Consider the following 16107-nt stretch of genomic DNA (forward strand, 5'->3'; position numbering starts at 1 on the left):
TGTGGGGTTTCCCCATGTGAGAGTAGGTCATCGTCAAGATTAAATTCCGAAACCCCAATTGCGAAAGCAGTTGGGGTTTTGTTTTGGGCGGTCGAAAAGTGCGACAGGGCTGGTGGGTTGTCCAATTGAAGTCCTTGCTTGCTTTCTATGCAATGGCTCTACGCATAGCTATCATGCGTGCCTCATTGTGAGGCGAGACTTGCATGCTGACGTTGTTAACACTTCTGAAAGATGGCCGATTCCACTCGGGTGAAGCGCTAGGCGCAGCCCTGGGTGTCAGTCGCAGTGCTGTGTGGAAGCAGCTCCAGCATCTGGAGGTTGAGCTGGATCTGACAATTCATAAGGTCAGGGGGAGGGGCTATCAATTGGCATCCCCTCTGGTTCTATTGAATGCTGACGAGATCACCTTGAGCTCGTCAATCTGCGCTGGTTCGATTTTCATATCGGATACCATCGACTCCACTAATGCAGAGGCGTTGCGTCTAATCGATGCGGGGCAGGCGGCGCCATTCCTGGTTCTATCGGAGCGGCAGACTGCAGGCAGGGGGCGTCGAGGGCGCAAGTGGGTCAGTCCATTTGCGCAGAACCTTTACTACAGCCTTGTGCTTCGTATCGATGGGGGGATGCGCCAGCTTGAGGGGCTGAGCCTTGTTGTGGGCTTGGCGGTCATGCGAGCCTTGCGCGACGTTGGTGTCCATGGCTCAGGTTTGAAATGGCCGAATGACGTTCTTGTTGGGTCGAAGAAGGTTGCAGGCATCCTTCTTGAGCTGGTCGGTGATCCTGCTGATGTCTGTCATGTAGTGCTCGGTATTGGTATTAACGCCAACATGCAGAGCGCTGAGGAGGTTGATCAGCAGTGGACATCGATACAGCTCCAAACAGGTCGTTCGGTGGATCGAAATCATCTGGTCGCTCATCTGAGTCAGGCATTGCAGGCTTATTTGGAGCGCCATAGGGACTCTGGTTTCTCGGTAATCCGGGATGAGTGGGAGCAGAATCATCTCTGGCAGGGTAAGGCTGTGTCGTTGATCGCAGGTGTTAACCAGGTAGACGGCATCGTGCTGGGCATTGATGATCAAGGCGCCCTGCGTCTCGACGTAAATGGTGTTGAGAAAACATACAGTGGTGGTGAGTTAAGCCTGAGGTTGCGTGATGATTCTTGAGCTCGACTGTGGGAATAGCTTCATCAAGTGGCGAGTCCTCGAGGCAAGCCAGGCAGCCGTTTTTGCTGAGGGCGTTGTTGATTCCGATGTGGCGCTGCTGGGTGCTCTTCATTCGCTGATCGGTCTTTCGCTGCAACACTGCAGGTTAGTCAGCGTGCGCGCCCTGGAAGAGACGGATCGCCTAGTCGGCGTTTTGGTTGCGGCCTTTGGTGTCTCTATCAGTTGTGCTGCGCCATCGCGTGAGATGGCGGGTGTGCGCAATGGTTATGACGAGTATGCCCGCCTGGGGCTTGACCGCTGGCTGGCGATGCTTGGGGGCTTCCAGTTGGCCTCTGGAGCATGCTTGGTACTAGATTTTGGTACAGCCGCCACGGCCGATTTTATTACGGCAGATGGGGAGCATCTTGGAGGATTTATCTGTCCTGGCATGCCGCTGATGCGTAATCAGCTGCGAACCCATACCCGTAAAATACGGTATGACGACGTTGCAGCTGAGCGTGCGCTGGAAAGCCTGGTGCCTGGGCGTACGACTGCGCAAGCTGTTGAGCGGGGTTGTACGCTTATGCTCCGCGGTTTTGCTCACTCACAGCTGGAGTTGGCCCGCAGTTACTGGGGGGAGGATTTCTCGGTTTTCCTTACGGGTGGGGATGCTGAGCTGGTAGCCGACGCCTTGCCGGGTGCTCGCTTCGTTCCGGACCTGGTATTTGTTGGCTTGGCGATGGCGTGCCCTTTGTCTTGAGGTTTTTATGCGTTGGTTGTTTCTGTTGTTGCTGGTTCTCAATGTCTTTTATTACGTCTGGCACCAGCAAGAGGCTCCGTTGCGTGCGAAGGATGTAACGCCCCTGGCGCTGTACAAGGGCTCTCAGCAGGATATTCAGTTGCTGAGTGAGTCAGCTGAAGCAATGACGCGCCGTGATCGGTCCCGGGCTCCAGAGGTGCCCGCTGGTTGCTTGTATATCGGCGGTTTTGCCAGTCAGGAGCAGGCGCAGTTCCTTGAGCAGCGCCTGATCAGCCTGGATATCAAGGTGAGGATCCAGCAAATGCTTGCCGCAGGTGTGCCTGCTTTTTGGTTGCGCGTGGCGCCTGAAAGTCGCCGCCTGGCTGACGATCTGCCGTTTGAAAGCCTTGCTAATGAATTCAATGAGTTAAAACATAAAATAATGCCGTGCGAAGGCATTGCAACTGTCGAATAGTTTGCATAGAATGGCGCCCGCTCCACAGTGATGACCCGTTAGGGGAGTTGGTGTGAAGCGATCGTCACGCAGCTAACCTCATATTTTTAATGAGAAAATGCTTGACAGAAGGTCGGCGTAATGTAAAATGCCGGCTCGCTTAGGAGGGGTTCCCGAGCGGCCAAAGGGATCAGACTGTAAATCTGACGTCTACGACTTCGAAGGTTCGAATCCTTCCCCCTCCACCATTTTTAGCGTGAGCTGCAAGCTCCGCGGGTATAGTTTAGTGGTAGAACCTCAGCCTTCCAAGCTGATGATGCGGGTTCGATTCCCGCTACCCGCTCCAAGTTTGCAGGTTGTGCAAGATGTTTCGCTCTTGTAGCTCAGTTGGTAGAGCACACCCTTGGTAAGGGTGAGGTCAGCGGTTCAAATCCGCTCAAGAGCTCCATATAACAAGGCAGATATGAAAATATCTGCCTTTGTTTTAACAGCTGTCTCGGCTTGATTCTGTTTTACCTGGTTTTGCTGGGTTGTTTCAAGTCTCTTGGGGTTGGTTGTTGTAAAGTCTTTTTCAGGCCTGCATAATGGTCGGCCTGATTTTGTTTTAGGTCAGTAGCTCAATTGGCAGAGCGACGGTCTCCAAAACCGTAGGTTGGGGGTTCGATTCCCTCCTGACCTGCCAGATTCACGTGGTGTATCTGGCTTTCTTTTCACAGGATCTTCATAGATGACTCCTAAGGCTGAAGCTCAAAGCTCTCGTTTCGATCTGGTTAAGTGGCTCGCTGTCGTCGCTTTGGTGGTCGTAGGCGTTGTTGGCAATCAGTACTATTCTGCTTCGCCGATCCTGTATCGCGTACTCGTATTGCTCGCTCTTGCTGCTGTGGCTGTCTTCATTGGTCTGCAGACTGTAAAGGGTAAGTCTTTCGCTGTACTGGTAAAGGAAGCTCGCACCGAAATACGTAAAGTCGTTTGGCCGACTCGCCAAGAAACCACGCAGACCACGCTGATTGTTGTGGCTGTTGTTTTGGTTATGGCGTTGCTGTTGTGGGGGCTTGATTCCCTGCTCGGCTGGCTTGTTTCCTTGATTGTTGGCTAAGGGTGTCCCGTGGCTAAGCGTTGGTACGTTGTGCATGCTTACTCGGGTTACGAGAAGCATGTCATGCGCTCTTTGCTAGAGCGCGTAAAGCTGGCAGGCATGGAAGATGGCTTCGGCGAAATTCTGGTTCCCACTGAAGAAGTGGTTGAAATGCGGAATGGCCAGAAGCGCAAAAGCGAACGCAAGTTCTTCCCTGGCTATGTGCTGGTACAGATGGATATGAACGAGGGTACTTGGCACTTGGTCAAGGACACTCCTCGCGTGATGGGCTTCATCGGCGGTACCGCTGATAAGCCTGCGCCGATCACCGACAAAGAGGCAGAAGCGATTCTGCGTCGTGTTGCTGACGGTAGCGACAAGCCGAAGCCGAAGACATTGTTCGAGCCGGGCGAAGTTGTTCGTGTCACAGATGGTCCGTTTGCTGATTTCAACGGTACTGTCGAAGAAGTTAACTACGAAAAGAGCCGGATCCAAGTGGCAGTGCTCATTTTCGGTCGCTCTACTCCGGTAGAGTTGGAGTTCAGCCAGGTCGAGAAGGTCTAGCTGGCAAAGCATCCCAACCCCGCAGCCTTAGGCTGTGGGGTTTTGTCGTCACTGGGATAAACGCGCAAGTAACCGGGGAGCCTTTCGAGGCGCTTGAACCCGTAATTGGAGTGCCTCATGGCCAAGAAGATTACCGCTTACATCAAGCTGCAAGTGAAGGCCGCTCAGGCCAACCCTAGCCCACCCGTCGGTCCAGCTCTGGGTCAGCACGGCGTGAACATCATGGAGTTCTGCAAGGCCTTCAACGCCCGTACTCAGGGTATTGAGCCAGGTCTGCCGACTCCAGTGATCATCACTGTATATAGCGACCGTAGCTTCACTTTCGAAACCAAGTCGACCCCGGCTTCGGTTTTGTTGAAGAAAGCTGCTGGTCTGACTAGCGGTTCCGCTCGTCCGAACACCGTTAAGGTTGGCACTGTAACTCGTGCTCAGCTGGAAGAAATCGCGAAAACCAAAAACGCGGATCTGACTGCAGCTGATATGGATGCAGCCGTGCGTACCATCGCCGGTTCTGCTCGTAGCATGGGCCTTAACGTGGAGGGTGTGTAATGGCTAAGCTGACCAAGCGCCAAAAGGCTATCGCCGGCAAAATCGAAGCGGGCAAGTCCTACAACTTTGTAGACGCTGCCGCCCTGCTGACCGAGCTGTCGACTGTCAAGTTCAGCGAGTCCGTTGACGTTGCTGTAAACCTGGGTGTTGACCCACGTAAATCCGACCAGGTCGTTCGTAGCGCTACTGTGCTGCCACACGGTACTGGCAAGACTGTACGTGTTGCTGTCTTCACCCAAGGCCCGGCAGCTGAAGCTGCTCTGGCCGCTGGCGCCGATCGCGTTGGCATGGACGACCTGGCTGCCGAAATGAAAGGCGGCGACCTGAACTATGACGTAGTAATTGCCTCCCCGGATGCAATGCGCGTTGTAGGTCAGTTGGGTCAGATCCTGGGCCCACGTGGCCTGATGCCTAACCCGAAAGTCGGTACCGTAACGCCAGACGTAGCCACCGCGGTTAAAAACGCCAAGGCTGGTCAGGTTCGTTATCGCACCGACAAAAACGGCATCATTCACACCTCCGTTGGCAAGGTTGGCTTCGACGCCGTCAAGCTGAAGGAAAACGTTGAAGCCCTGATCGCTGATCTGAAGCGTATCAAGCCAGCTTCCTCGAAAGGCATCTACGTCAAGCGCGTTACCCTGAGCACCACTATGGGCCCAGGTCTGGTCATCGACCAAGGTTCGCTGGACGTATAAGACACAAATTGGCGCGAGTGATCGTGCCAGTTGAAAAATTGGGGTCCCTGCCTGGCGGGGGCTATCCAAGACCGTAGGCGACGCAAGTCTTAAACCATCAAGCCTACGCAGATGGTGCTCCCGGTTCCTTACCGAATCAGACACCAAAACGACATCCGGCCTAGGCCAGATGAAACGGTAACAAGCAGGAGTTAAACCCGTGGCAATTAATCTCGAAGACAAGAAGGCCATCGTCGCTGAAGTCAACGAGGCTGCCAAAGCTGCTCTGTCCGCTGTCGTGGCTGATGCCCGTGGTGTGACAGTAGGCGCTATGACCGGACTCCGTAAAGAGGCTCGTGAAGCTGGCGTATACGTACGTGTTGTACGTAACACCCTGCTCAAGCGCGCTGTTGCTGACACTGAATACAGTGTCCTCAACGACGTGTTCACCGGCCCGACTCTGATCGCGTTCTCCAAGGACCATCCAGGCGCTGCTGCCCGTTTGTTCAAGGAATTCGCCAAGAGTCAGGATAAGTTCGAGATCAAGGCAGCTGCGTTCGAGGGCAAGTTCCTCGCAGCTAACCAAATCGACGTACTGGCAACACTGCCGACCCGTAACGAAGCTATTTCGCAGCTGATGAGCGTGATTCAAGGCGCTACCAGCAAGCTGGCTCGTACTCTGGCTGCAGTTCGCGAGCAAAAAGAAGCTGCCGCAGCCTAAGGCTGAGCACTTTCTCTCGCGTATTTTTGTTTATTTCGATGGCCGCGTAGGCCGTCCCCCAATTCAGGAAATACAGCAATGTCTATCTCCCAAGACGATATCCTCAACGCCGTAGCTGAAATGTCGGTTCTGCAGGTTGTTGAGCTGATCAAAGCTTTCGAAGAAAAATTCGGCGTTTCCGCTGCCGCTGCTTCCGCCGGTCCAGCTGCTGCTGCTGCCGTTGTTGAAGAGCAAACCGAATTCAACGTCATGCTGCTGGAAGCTGGCGAGAAGAAAGTAAACGTGATCAAGGCAGTACGTGAACTGACCGGTCTGGGCCTGAAAGAAGCCAAGGCTGTAGTTGACGGCGCTCCTGCCCAGGTTCTGGAAGCTGTTGCCAAAGAAGCAGCTGAAAAAGCCAAAGCAGTACTGGAAGAAGCAGGCGCTAAAGTCGAGCTGAAGTAAGCATCGACCTTGCGTTTCCAGCCCAAGCGTTAAGCTGAAGGCTGATGGCTGGTGGCTCTTGCCACCGGCCTTTTTCCGTTCTTGGCTGTCGACTCGGTCGCCGCCACTAACGCGCTGTAGCCACCCGATGCGGTGGTGCAAACCATGGGGTTTGCAAGATTTTCTGGCTGCTCCCGTCGGGAGGGCCAAACAAGCAGGTGACCAAGCTGGGGAACGCTGATGGCTTACTCATATACTGAGAAAAAACGTATCCGCAAGGACTTTAGCAAGTTGCCGGACGTCATGGATGTCCCGTACCTTCTGGCTATCCAGCTGGATTCGTATCGTGAATTCTTGCAGGCGGGAGCGACCAAAGATCAGTTCCGCGACGTGGGCCTGCATGCGGCCTTCAAATCCGTTTTCCCGATCATCAGCTACTCCGGCAATGCTGCGCTGGAGTACGTCGGTTATCGCCTGGGCGAACCGGCATTTGATGTCAAAGAATGCGTGTTGCGCGGTGTTACGTACGCCGTACCTTTGCGGGTAAAAGTTCGTCTGATCATTTTCGACAAAGAATCGTCGAACAAAGCGATCAAGGACATCAAAGAGCAAGAAGTCTACATGGGCGAAATCCCGTTGATGACTGAGAACGGTACCTTCGTTATCAACGGTACCGAGCGTGTAATCGTTTCCCAGCTGCACCGTTCCCCTGGCGTGTTCTTCGATCACGACCGTGGCAAGACGCACAGCTCCGGTAAGCTCCTGTACTCCGCGCGGATCATTCCGTACCGTGGTTCGTGGTTGGACTTCGAGTTCGACCCGAAAGACTGCGTGTTCGTGCGTATCGACCGTCGTCGCAAGCTGCCGGCCTCGGTACTGCTGCGCGCGCTCGGCTATACCACCGAGCAGGTGCTGGACGCTTTCTACACCACCAACGTATTCAGCCTGAAGGATGAAACCCTCAGCCTGGAACTGATTGCTTCGCGTCTGCGTGGTGAAATTGCGGTCCTGGACATCCAGGATGAGAAGGGCAAGGTCATTGTTGAGGCTGGCCGTCGTATTACTGCGCGCCACATCAACCAGATCGAAAAAGCCGGTATCAAGTCGCTGGACGTGCCTCTGGACTACGTCCTGGGTCGCACCACTGCCAAGGTCATCGTTCACCCGGCTACAGGCGAGATCCTGGCCGAGTGCAACACCGAGCTGAACACTGAGATCCTGGCAAAAATCGCCAAGGCTCAGGTTGTTCGCATCGAGACCCTGTACACCAACGATATCGACTGCGGTCCGTTCGTCTCCGACACCCTGAAGATCGACTCCACCAGCAACCAATTGGAAGCGCTGGTCGAGATCTATCGCATGATGCGTCCTGGCGAGCCACCAACCAAAGACGCTGCCGAAACCCTGTTCAACAACCTGTTCTTCAGCCCAGAGCGCTATGACCTGTCTGCTGTAGGTCGGATGAAGTTCAACCGTCGTATCGGTCGTACCGAGATCGAAGGTTCTGGCGTGTTGTGCAAGGAAGACATCGTTGCGGTGCTGAAGACCCTGGTCGACATCCGTAACGGCAAAGGCATCGTCGATGACATCGACCACCTGGGTAACCGTCGTGTTCGCTGCGTAGGCGAAATGGCCGAGAACCAGTTCCGCGTTGGCCTGGTACGTGTTGAGCGTGCGGTCAAAGAGCGTCTGTCGATGGCTGAAAGCGAAGGCCTGATGCCGCAAGATCTGATCAACGCCAAGCCAGTGGCTGCGGCGGTGAAAGAGTTCTTCGGTTCCAGCCAGCTCTCGCAGTTCATGGACCAGAACAACCCGCTCTCCGAGATCACCCACAAGCGCCGTGTTTCTGCACTGGGCCCGGGCGGTCTGACCCGTGAGCGTGCTGGCTTTGAAGTTCGTGACGTTCACCCGACGCACTACGGTCGTGTATGCCCGATCGAAACGCCGGAAGGTCCGAACATCGGTCTGATCAACTCCCTGGCCGCTTATGCGCGCACCAACCAGTACGGCTTCCTCGAGAGCCCGTACCGTGTGGTGAAAGACGCTCTGGTCACCGACGAGATCGTGTTCCTGTCCGCCATCGAAGAAGCTGATCACGTGATCGCTCAGGCTTCGGCCACGATGAACGACAAGAAAGTCCTGATCGACGAGTTGGTAGCTGTTCGTCACTTGAACGAGTTCACCGTCAAGGCGCCGGAAGACGTCACCTTGATGGACGTATCGCCCAAGCAGGTAGTTTCGGTCGCAGCGTCGCTGATCCCGTTCCTGGAACACGATGACGCCAACCGTGCGTTGATGGGTTCCAACATGCAGCGTCAAGCTGTACCGACCCTGCGTGCCGACAAGCCGCTGGTAGGTACCGGCATGGAGCGTAACGTAGCCCGTGACTCCGGCGTTTGCGTCGTGGCTCGTCGTGGCGGCGTGATCGACTCTGTTGATGCCAGCCGTATCGTGGTTCGTGTTGCCGATGACGAAGTTGAAACTGGCGAAGCCGGTGTCGACATCTACAACCTGACCAAATACACCCGCTCGAACCAGAACACCTGCATCAACCAGCGTCCGCTGGTGAGCAAGGGTGATCGCGTTCAGCGTAGCGACATCATGGCCGACGGCCCGTCCACCGATATGGGTGAGCTGGCTCTGGGTCAGAACATGCGCATCGCGTTCATGGCGTGGAACGGCTTCAACTTCGAAGACTCCATCTGCCTGTCCGAGCGTGTGGTTCAGGAAGACCGCTTCACCACGATCCACATCCAGGAACTGACCTGTGTGGCGCGTGACACCAAGCTTGGGCCTGAGGAAATCACTGCAGACATCCCGAACGTGGGTGAGGCTGCACTGAACAAGCTGGACGAAGCCGGTATCGTTTACGTAGGTGCTGAAGTTGGCGCAGGCGACATCCTGGTTGGTAAGGTCACCCCGAAAGGCGAGACTCAACTGACTCCGGAAGAGAAGCTGTTGCGCGCCATTTTCGGTGAAAAAGCCAGCGACGTTAAAGACACTTCCCTGCGTGTACCTACCGGTACCAAGGGTACTGTCATCGACGTACAGGTCTTCACCCGTGACGGCGTTGAGCGTGATGCTCGTGCACTGTCCATCGAGAAGACCCAGCTCGACGAGATCCGCAAGGATCTGAACGAAGAGTTCCGTATCGTTGAAGGCGCGACCTTCGAACGTCTGCGTTCCGCACTGGTAGGCCACAAGGCCGAAGGCGGCGCAGGTCTGAAGAAAGGTCAGGACATCACCGACGAAATCCTCGACGGTCTTGAGCATGGGCAGTGGTTCAAACTGCGCATGGCTGAAGATGCTCTGAACGAGCAGCTCGAGAAGGCTCAGGCCTATATCGTTGATCGCCGCCGTCTGCTGGACGACAAGTTCGAAGACAAGAAGCGCAAACTGCAGCAGGGCGATGACCTGGCTCCAGGCGTGCTGAAAATCGTCAAGGTTTACCTGGCAATCCGTCGTCGCATCCAGCCGGGCGACAAGATGGCCGGTCGTCACGGTAACAAAGGTGTGGTCTCCGTGATCATGCCGGTTGAAGACATGCCGCACGATGCCAATGGCACCCCGGTCGACGTCGTCCTCAACCCGTTGGGCGTACCTTCGCGTATGAACGTTGGTCAGATCCTTGAAACCCACCTGGGCCTCGCGGCTAAAGGTTTGGGCGAGAAGATCAACCGTATGATCGAAGAGCAGCGCAAGGTCGCAGACCTGCGTAAGTTCCTGCACGAGATCTACAACGAGATCGGCGGCCGCAAAGAAGAGCTGGACACTTTCTCCGACCAGGAGATCCTGGATCTGGCGAAGAACCTGCGCGGCGGCGTTCCAATGGCTACCCCGGTGTTCGACGGTGCCAAGGAAAGCGAAATCAAGGCCATGCTGAAACTGGCAGACCTGCCAGAAAGCGGCCAGATGCAGCTGTTCGACGGCCGTACCGGCAACAAGTTCGAGCGCCCGGTTACTGTTGGCTACATGTACATGCTGAAGCTGAACCACTTGGTAGACGATAAGATGCACGCTCGTTCTACCGGTTCGTACAGCCTGGTTACCCAGCAGCCGCTGGGTGGTAAGGCTCAGTTCGGTGGTCAGCGTTTCGGGGAGATGGAGGTCTGGGCACTGGAAGCATACGGTGCTGCATACACTCTGCAAGAAATGCTCACAGTGAAGTCGGACGATGTGAACGGCCGTACCAAGATGTACAAAAACATCGTGGACGGCGATCACCGTATGGAGCCGGGCATGCCCGAGTCTTTCAACGTGTTGATCAAAGAAATTCGTTCCCTCGGCATCGATATCGATCTGGAAACCGAATAACACGTGACGCGAATCGAGAGCGGGGCTGTTTAGCCCGCTCTCTGCTCCGCCAGGAGGAAAGGCCTTGAAAGACCTACTGAATTTGCTGAAAAACCAGGGTCAAGTCGAAGAGTTCGACGCCATCCGTATTGGATTGGCATCGCCTGAGATGATCCGTTCGTGGTCGTTCGGTGAAGTTAAAAAGCCGGAAACCATCAACTACCGTACGTTCAAACCTGAGCGTGACGGCCTGTTCTGCGCCAAGATCTTTGGCCCGGTAAAGGATTACGAGTGCCTGTGCGGTAAGTACAAGCGCTTGAAGCACCGTGGTGTGATCTGCGAGAAGTGCGGCGTTGAAGTCGCGCTGGCCAAGGTTCGTCGTGAGCGCATGGCGCACATCGAGCTGGCTTCGCCGGTTGCCCACATCTGGTTCCTGAAATCGCTGCCGTCCCGTATCGGTTTGCTGATGGACATGACCCTGCGTGATATCGAACGCGTTCTCTACTTCGAGAGCTATGTCGTTATCGATCCAGGCATGACCACCCTTGAAAAGGGTCAGCTGCTGAACGACGAGCAGTACTTCGAAGCGCTGGAAGAGTTCGGCGACGATTTCGATGCCCGCATGGGTGCCGAGGCTGTCCGCGAACTGCTGCACGCTATCGACCTGGAGCACGAGATTGGTCGTCTGCGCGAAGAAATTCCGCAAACCAACTCCGAAACCAAGATCAAGAAACTGTCCAAGCGTCTGAAGTTGATGGAAGCCTTCCAGGGTTCCGGCAACCTGCCAGAGTGGATGGTGCTGACAGTTCTGCCGGTTCTGCCGCCAGACCTGCGTCCGCTGGTACCGTTGGACGGTGGTCGTTTCGCGACGTCCGACCTCAACGACCTGTACCGCCGCGTGATCAACCGTAACAACCGCTTGAAGCGCCTGCTTGATCTGTCCGCTCCGGACATCATCGTGCGCAACGAAAAGCGTATGTTGCAAGAAGCGGTCGATGCCTTGCTCGACAACGGTCGTCGTGGCCGCGCTATCACCGGTTCGAACAAGCGTCCTCTGAAATCCCTGGCTGACATGATCAAGGGTAAGCAAGGTCGTTTCCGTCAGAACTTGCTCGGTAAGCGTGTTGACTACTCCGGTCGTTCGGTAATTACCGTAGGCCCGACCCTGCGTCTGCACCAGTGCGGTCTGCCTAAGAAGATGGCGCTGGAGCTGTTCAAGCCGTTCATCTTCGGCAAGCTGGAAATGCGCGGTCTTGCGACCACCATCAAAGCGGCCAAGAAAATGGTCGAGCGCGAACTGCCAGAGGTTTGGGACGTTCTTGCTGAAGTGATTCGCGAACACCCGGTTCTCCTCAACCGTGCACCGACCCTTCACCGTCTGGGTATCCAGGCGTTTGAACCGGTACTGATCGAAGGTAAGGCTATCCAGCTGCACCCTCTGGTCTGTGCTGCGTACAACGCCGACTTCGACGGCGACCAAATGGCCGTGCACGTACCGCTGACACTGGAAGCCCAGTTGGAAGCGCGTGCGTTGATGATGTCGACCAACAACATCCTGTCGCCAGCCAACGGTGAGCCAATCATCGTTCCGTCGCAGGACGTTGTATTGGGTCTGTACTACATGACCCGTGAAGCGATCAACGCCAAGGGCGAAGGTCGTGTATTCGCTGACCTGCAAGAAGTTGACCGTGTGTTCCGTGCCGGCGAAGCCGCACTGCACGCCAAGGTCAAGGTGCGGATCCACGAAACAGTCAACGACCGTGACGGCGGCAGCGTGAGCAACACCCGTATCGTCGACACCACTGTCGGCCGTGCGCTGTTGTACCAGGTTGTGCCAAAAGGTCTGTCTTACGACGTCGTCAACCTGCCGATGAAGAAAAAGGCGATCTCCAAGCTGATCAACCAGTGCTACCGCGTGGTTGGTCTGAAAGAGACCGTGATCTTCGCTGACCAGTTGATGTATACCGGTTTTGCTTATTCGACCATTTCCGGCGTTTCCATCGGCGTTAACGACTTCGTTATCCCAGATGAAAAAGCCCGCATCATCAGTGCCGCCACTGACGAAGTGAAAGAGATCGAGAGCCAGTACGCCTCCGGCCTGGTAACCCAGGGCGAGAAGTACAACAAAGTGATCGACCTTTGGTCCAAGGCCAACGACGAAGTGTCCAAGGCGATGATGGCCAACCTCTCGAAAGAGAAGGTCATCGACCGCCACGGCGTCGAAGTCGATCAAGAGTCTTTCAACTCGATGTACATGATGGCCGACTCGGGCGCACGGGGTTCTGCTGCGCAGATCCGTCAGCTCGCCGGTATGCGTGGCCTGATGGCCAAGCCGGATGGTTCCATCATCGAAACGCCGATTACTGCGAACTTCCGTGAAGGTTTGAGCGTACTTCAGTACTTCATCTCCACGCACGGTGCTCGTAAAGGTCTGGCGGATACCGCGTTGAAAACCGCTAACTCCGGTTACCTGACTCGTCGTCTGGTAGACGTTGCACAAGATCTGGTTGTAACCGAGATCGATTGCGGCACCGAGCACGGCCTGCTGATGACTCCGCACATTGAAGGCGGTGACGTTGTAGAGCCGCTGGGTGAGCGCGTATTGGGCCGTGTTATTGCCCGTGACGTATTCAAGCCAGGTACCGAGGAAGTTATCGTTCCTGCCGGCACCCTGGTAGATGAGAAGTGGGTCGAGTTCATCGAACTCAACAGCATCGACGAAGTGATTGTTCGCTCGCCGATCAGCTGCGAAACCCGCTACGGCATCTGCGCCAAGTGCTATGGCCGTGACTTGGCTCGTGGTCACCAGGTGAACATCGGTGAAGCGGTCGGCGTTATCGCTGCCCAGTCCATCGGTGAGCCGGGTACCCAGCTGACCATGCGTACGTTCCACATCGGTGGTGCGGCTAGCCGGACCTCCGCAGCTGACAGCGTTCAGGTGAAGAATGGCGGTACCGTCCGCCTGCATAACCTCAAGCACGTTGAGCGAGTGGATGGCCACCTGGTTGCTGTGTCCCGTTCCGGTGAGCTGGCAATCGCTGATGACTTCGGTCGTGAGCGTGAGCGTTACAAGCTGCCGTACGGTGCTGTGATTTCGGTTAAAGAAGGTGACAAGGTCGACGCTGGCGCAATCGTGGCCAAGTGGGATCCGCACACTCACCCAATCGTTACCGAAATGAAAGGTACCGTGACCTACGTGGGCATGGAAGAAGGCATCACGATCAAGCGTCAGACTGACGAATTGACCGGTATGACCAACATTGAAGTACTCGACGCCAAAGATCGTCCAGCTGCCGGTAAAGACATCCGTCCTGCCGTGAAAATGGTCGATGACAACGGCAAGGATCTGTTGCTGCCAGGCACTGACGTTATCGCTCAGTACTTCCTGCCAGCCAACGCCTTGGTCGGTGTAGCGGATGGTGCGAAGATCGCGATCGGTGATGTTATCGCTCGTATCCCGCAAGAAACTTCGAAAACCCGCGACATCACCGGTGGTCTGCCGCGTGTTGCCGACTTGTTCGAAGCTCGTCGTCCGAAAGAAGCGTCGATCCTGGCTGAAGTCAGCGGCACCATCGCGTTCGGTAAAGAGACCAAGGGCAAGCGCCGTCTGGTCATTACCCCGAACGACGGTAGCGATCCGTATGAAGAGCTGATTCCGAAGTGGCGTCACCTAAACGTCTTCGAAGGCGAACAGGTAAACCGCGGCGAAGTTATCTCCGACGGCCCGAGCGATCCACACGACATCCTGCGTCTGCTGGGTGTGAGTGCGCTGGCCAAGTACATCGTCAACGAGATCCAGGACGTTTACCGTCTGCAGGGCGTGAAGATCAACGATAAGCACATCGAGACCATCCTGCGTCAGATGCTGCGTAAAGTTGAAATCGCTGAATCCGGCGATTCGAGTTTCATCAAGGGCGACCAGATGGAACTGACTCACGTACTGGTAGAAAACGAGCGCCTGAGCACGGAGGACAAGTTTGTCTCCAAGTTCACTCGTGTTCTGCTGGGTATCACCAAGGCGTCGTTGTCCACCGAATCGTTCATCTCGGCGGCTTCCTTCCAGGAAACCACTCGCGTACTGACCGAAGCGGCGGTAACCGGCAAGCGCGACTACCTGCGCGGCCTGAAAGAAAACGTGGTTGTGGGTCGTCTGATCCCGGCCGGTACCGGCTTGGCCTACCACAGCGAGCGTAAGCGTCGCCGTGAACTCGACAAGCCGCTGCGCGTAAGCGCCAGTGAAGTGGAAGCTGCACTGACCGAAGCGCTGAACTCTAGCGGTAACTGAGTTCTGCGATAAATAAGACCGGGCCCTGGCAGCCCCGTTCGTCGGAACAAGACAGTTTTGTCGGGTTTCGGTGGAGGGGGAGGTCGGGGCCTTGCCTTGACTGGGGGCAAGATCCTCTTTAGACTCTTGTACCCCTAAATTTGGCGGGAATTCGTTCCTGCCATTTTGCTTTTCTTGCAAGACAATAGCGTCGCAAGACAACAGTGGAGCTAGTAGATGGCAACTATCAACCAGCTGGTACGTCAGCCGCGTAAGCGTATCGTCGAGAAATCCGACGTGCCTGCGCTGCAGAACTGCCCGCAACGTCGTGGCGTATGCACTCGCGTGTATACCACTACGCCGAAAAAACCTAACTCGGCACTGCGTAAAGTATGCCGTGTGCGCCTGACCAACGGTTTCGAGGTTTCCTCGTACATCGGCGGTGAAGGCCACAACCTGCAAGAGCACAGCGTGGTACTGATCCGCGGCGGTCGTGTAAAAGACTTGCCAGGTGTTCGTTACCACACCGTACGCGGCTCCTTGGATACTTCCGGCGTTAAAGGTCGTAACCAGGGTCGTTCGAAGTACGGTACCAAGAAGCCTAAGTAGTAGCGGCTTTTTGTAAACTGAATCATCTTATTTTCTGAGTCGATAAGAGTAAGGTCGGAGGCGTCCCGCAAGGGCACCGATTCCGAACGAACCTGAAGACCGTTTGAGGGCTTATCCATGCCAAGAAGACGCGTAGCAGCCAAGCGCGAAGTGCTTGACGATCCAAAATACGGAAGCCAAATCCTGGCCAAGTTCATGAACCACGTGATGGAAAGCGGCAAGAAAGCCGTTGCCGAGCGTATCGTTTATGGCGCGCTGGAAAAGGTTAAAGAACGCAAGAACAGCGACCCCCTGGAAATCTTCGAGAAAGCTCTCGACGCCATCGCTCCGCTGGTCGAAGTGAAGTCGCGCCGTGTAGGCGGTGCTACTTACCAGGTTCCGGTTGAAGTTCGTCCGTCCCGTCGTAACGCCCTGGCAATGCGCTGGTTGGTAGACTTCGCCCGTAAGCGCGGCGAGAAGTCTATGGCTCTGCGTTTGGCCGGCGAGCTGTTGGACGCTGCTGAAGGTAAAGGTGCTGCTGTTAAGAAGCGTGAAGACGTGCACCGTATGGCTGAAGCTAACAAAGCTTTCTCGCACTACCGCTTCTAATCTTAGCTTCAC

General features: G+C 55.6%; 13 protein-coding genes and 4 tRNA genes. All 17 read left to right on the top strand.

Annotation, left to right across the window (positions count from 1 at the left end; translation table 11 throughout):
• Positions 1 to 203 precede the first annotated feature (203 nt).
• Positions 204 to 1163, top strand: coding sequence for a bifunctional biotin--[acetyl-CoA-carboxylase] ligase/biotin operon repressor BirA (birA, locus tag BHC62_RS13375; protein ID WP_070995288.1), 960 nt, complete (start codon positions 204 to 206; stop codon positions 1161 to 1163).
• Positions 1153 to 1902 carry a pantothenate kinase gene (locus BHC62_RS13380; protein ID WP_029299238.1) on the top strand — a complete coding sequence of 250 codons (750 nt, stop codon included), beginning with the start codon at positions 1153 to 1155 and terminating at the stop codon, positions 1900 to 1902. Before birA ends, BHC62_RS13380 begins: the two co-directional genes overlap by 11 nt.
• Before the next feature lie 7 nt (positions 1903 to 1909).
• Positions 1910 to 2356, top strand: coding sequence for a hypothetical protein (locus BHC62_RS13385; RefSeq protein ID WP_029299240.1), 447 nt, complete (start codon positions 1910 to 1912; stop codon positions 2354 to 2356).
• A gap of 142 nt (positions 2357 to 2498) precedes the next feature.
• Positions 2499 to 2583, top strand: a tRNA-Tyr gene (locus tag BHC62_RS13390).
• A gap of 24 nt (positions 2584 to 2607) precedes the next feature.
• Positions 2608 to 2681 (top strand) — tRNA-Gly (locus tag BHC62_RS13395).
• A 26-nt stretch (positions 2682 to 2707) separates the two neighbouring features.
• Positions 2708 to 2783: transfer RNA gene (locus BHC62_RS13400), tRNA-Thr, on the top strand.
• Between the two features lie 158 nt (positions 2784 to 2941).
• A tRNA-Trp gene (locus BHC62_RS13405) sits at positions 2942 to 3017 on the top strand.
• A 45-nt stretch (positions 3018 to 3062) separates the two neighbouring features.
• Positions 3063 to 3431 (top strand): preprotein translocase subunit SecE, encoded by a 369-nt coding sequence (gene secE / locus BHC62_RS13410; RefSeq protein WP_029299242.1) that lies wholly within the window; start codon positions 3063 to 3065, stop codon positions 3429 to 3431.
• Between the two features lie 9 nt (positions 3432 to 3440).
• Positions 3441 to 3974, top strand: coding sequence for a transcription termination/antitermination protein NusG (gene nusG, locus BHC62_RS13415; protein WP_003176436.1), 534 nt, complete (start codon positions 3441 to 3443; stop codon positions 3972 to 3974).
• A 117-nt stretch (positions 3975 to 4091) separates the two neighbouring features.
• Positions 4092 to 4523 (top strand): 50S ribosomal protein L11, encoded by a 432-nt coding sequence (gene rplK / locus BHC62_RS13420; protein WP_003210097.1) that lies wholly within the window; start codon positions 4092 to 4094, stop codon positions 4521 to 4523.
• Positions 4523 to 5218 carry a 50S ribosomal protein L1 gene (gene rplA, locus BHC62_RS13425; RefSeq protein ID WP_003176434.1) on the top strand — a complete coding sequence of 232 codons (696 nt, stop codon included), beginning with the start codon at positions 4523 to 4525 and terminating at the stop codon, positions 5216 to 5218. The genes rplK and rplA overlap by 1 nt, the downstream gene beginning before the upstream one ends.
• A gap of 199 nt (positions 5219 to 5417) precedes the next feature.
• Positions 5418 to 5918 (top strand): 50S ribosomal protein L10, encoded by a 501-nt coding sequence (rplJ, locus tag BHC62_RS13430; protein ID WP_003176433.1) that lies wholly within the window; start codon positions 5418 to 5420, stop codon positions 5916 to 5918.
• Positions 5919 to 5996: 78 nt separating this feature from the next.
• Complete coding sequence (gene rplL / locus BHC62_RS13435; protein ID WP_029299250.1) at positions 5997 to 6362, top strand: 50S ribosomal protein L7/L12; 366 nt, start codon at positions 5997 to 5999, stop codon at positions 6360 to 6362.
• Between the two features lie 219 nt (positions 6363 to 6581).
• Positions 6582 to 10655, top strand: coding sequence for a DNA-directed RNA polymerase subunit beta (gene rpoB, locus BHC62_RS13440; RefSeq protein ID WP_029299252.1), 4074 nt, complete (start codon positions 6582 to 6584; stop codon positions 10653 to 10655).
• A gap of 64 nt (positions 10656 to 10719) precedes the next feature.
• Entirely contained in the window at positions 10720 to 14919 is a 4200-nt protein-coding gene (gene rpoC / locus BHC62_RS13445; protein ID WP_029299253.1) for a DNA-directed RNA polymerase subunit beta', read from the top strand.
• Positions 14920 to 15135: 216 nt separating this feature from the next.
• Complete coding sequence (gene rpsL, locus BHC62_RS13450; RefSeq protein ID WP_002555494.1) at positions 15136 to 15507, top strand: 30S ribosomal protein S12; 372 nt, start codon at positions 15136 to 15138, stop codon at positions 15505 to 15507.
• 117 nt (positions 15508 to 15624) lie between these two features.
• On the top strand, positions 15625 to 16095 hold the full coding sequence (gene rpsG / locus BHC62_RS13455) for a 30S ribosomal protein S7 (RefSeq protein WP_002555493.1): 471 nt from the start codon (positions 15625 to 15627) through the stop codon (positions 16093 to 16095).
• Positions 16096 to 16107 lie beyond the last annotated feature (12 nt).

It is taken from the genome of Pseudomonas sp. 06C 126 (genome assembly GCF_001855215.1).
Classification (GTDB): Bacteria; Pseudomonadota; Gammaproteobacteria; order Pseudomonadales; family Pseudomonadaceae; genus Aquipseudomonas; species Aquipseudomonas proteolytica.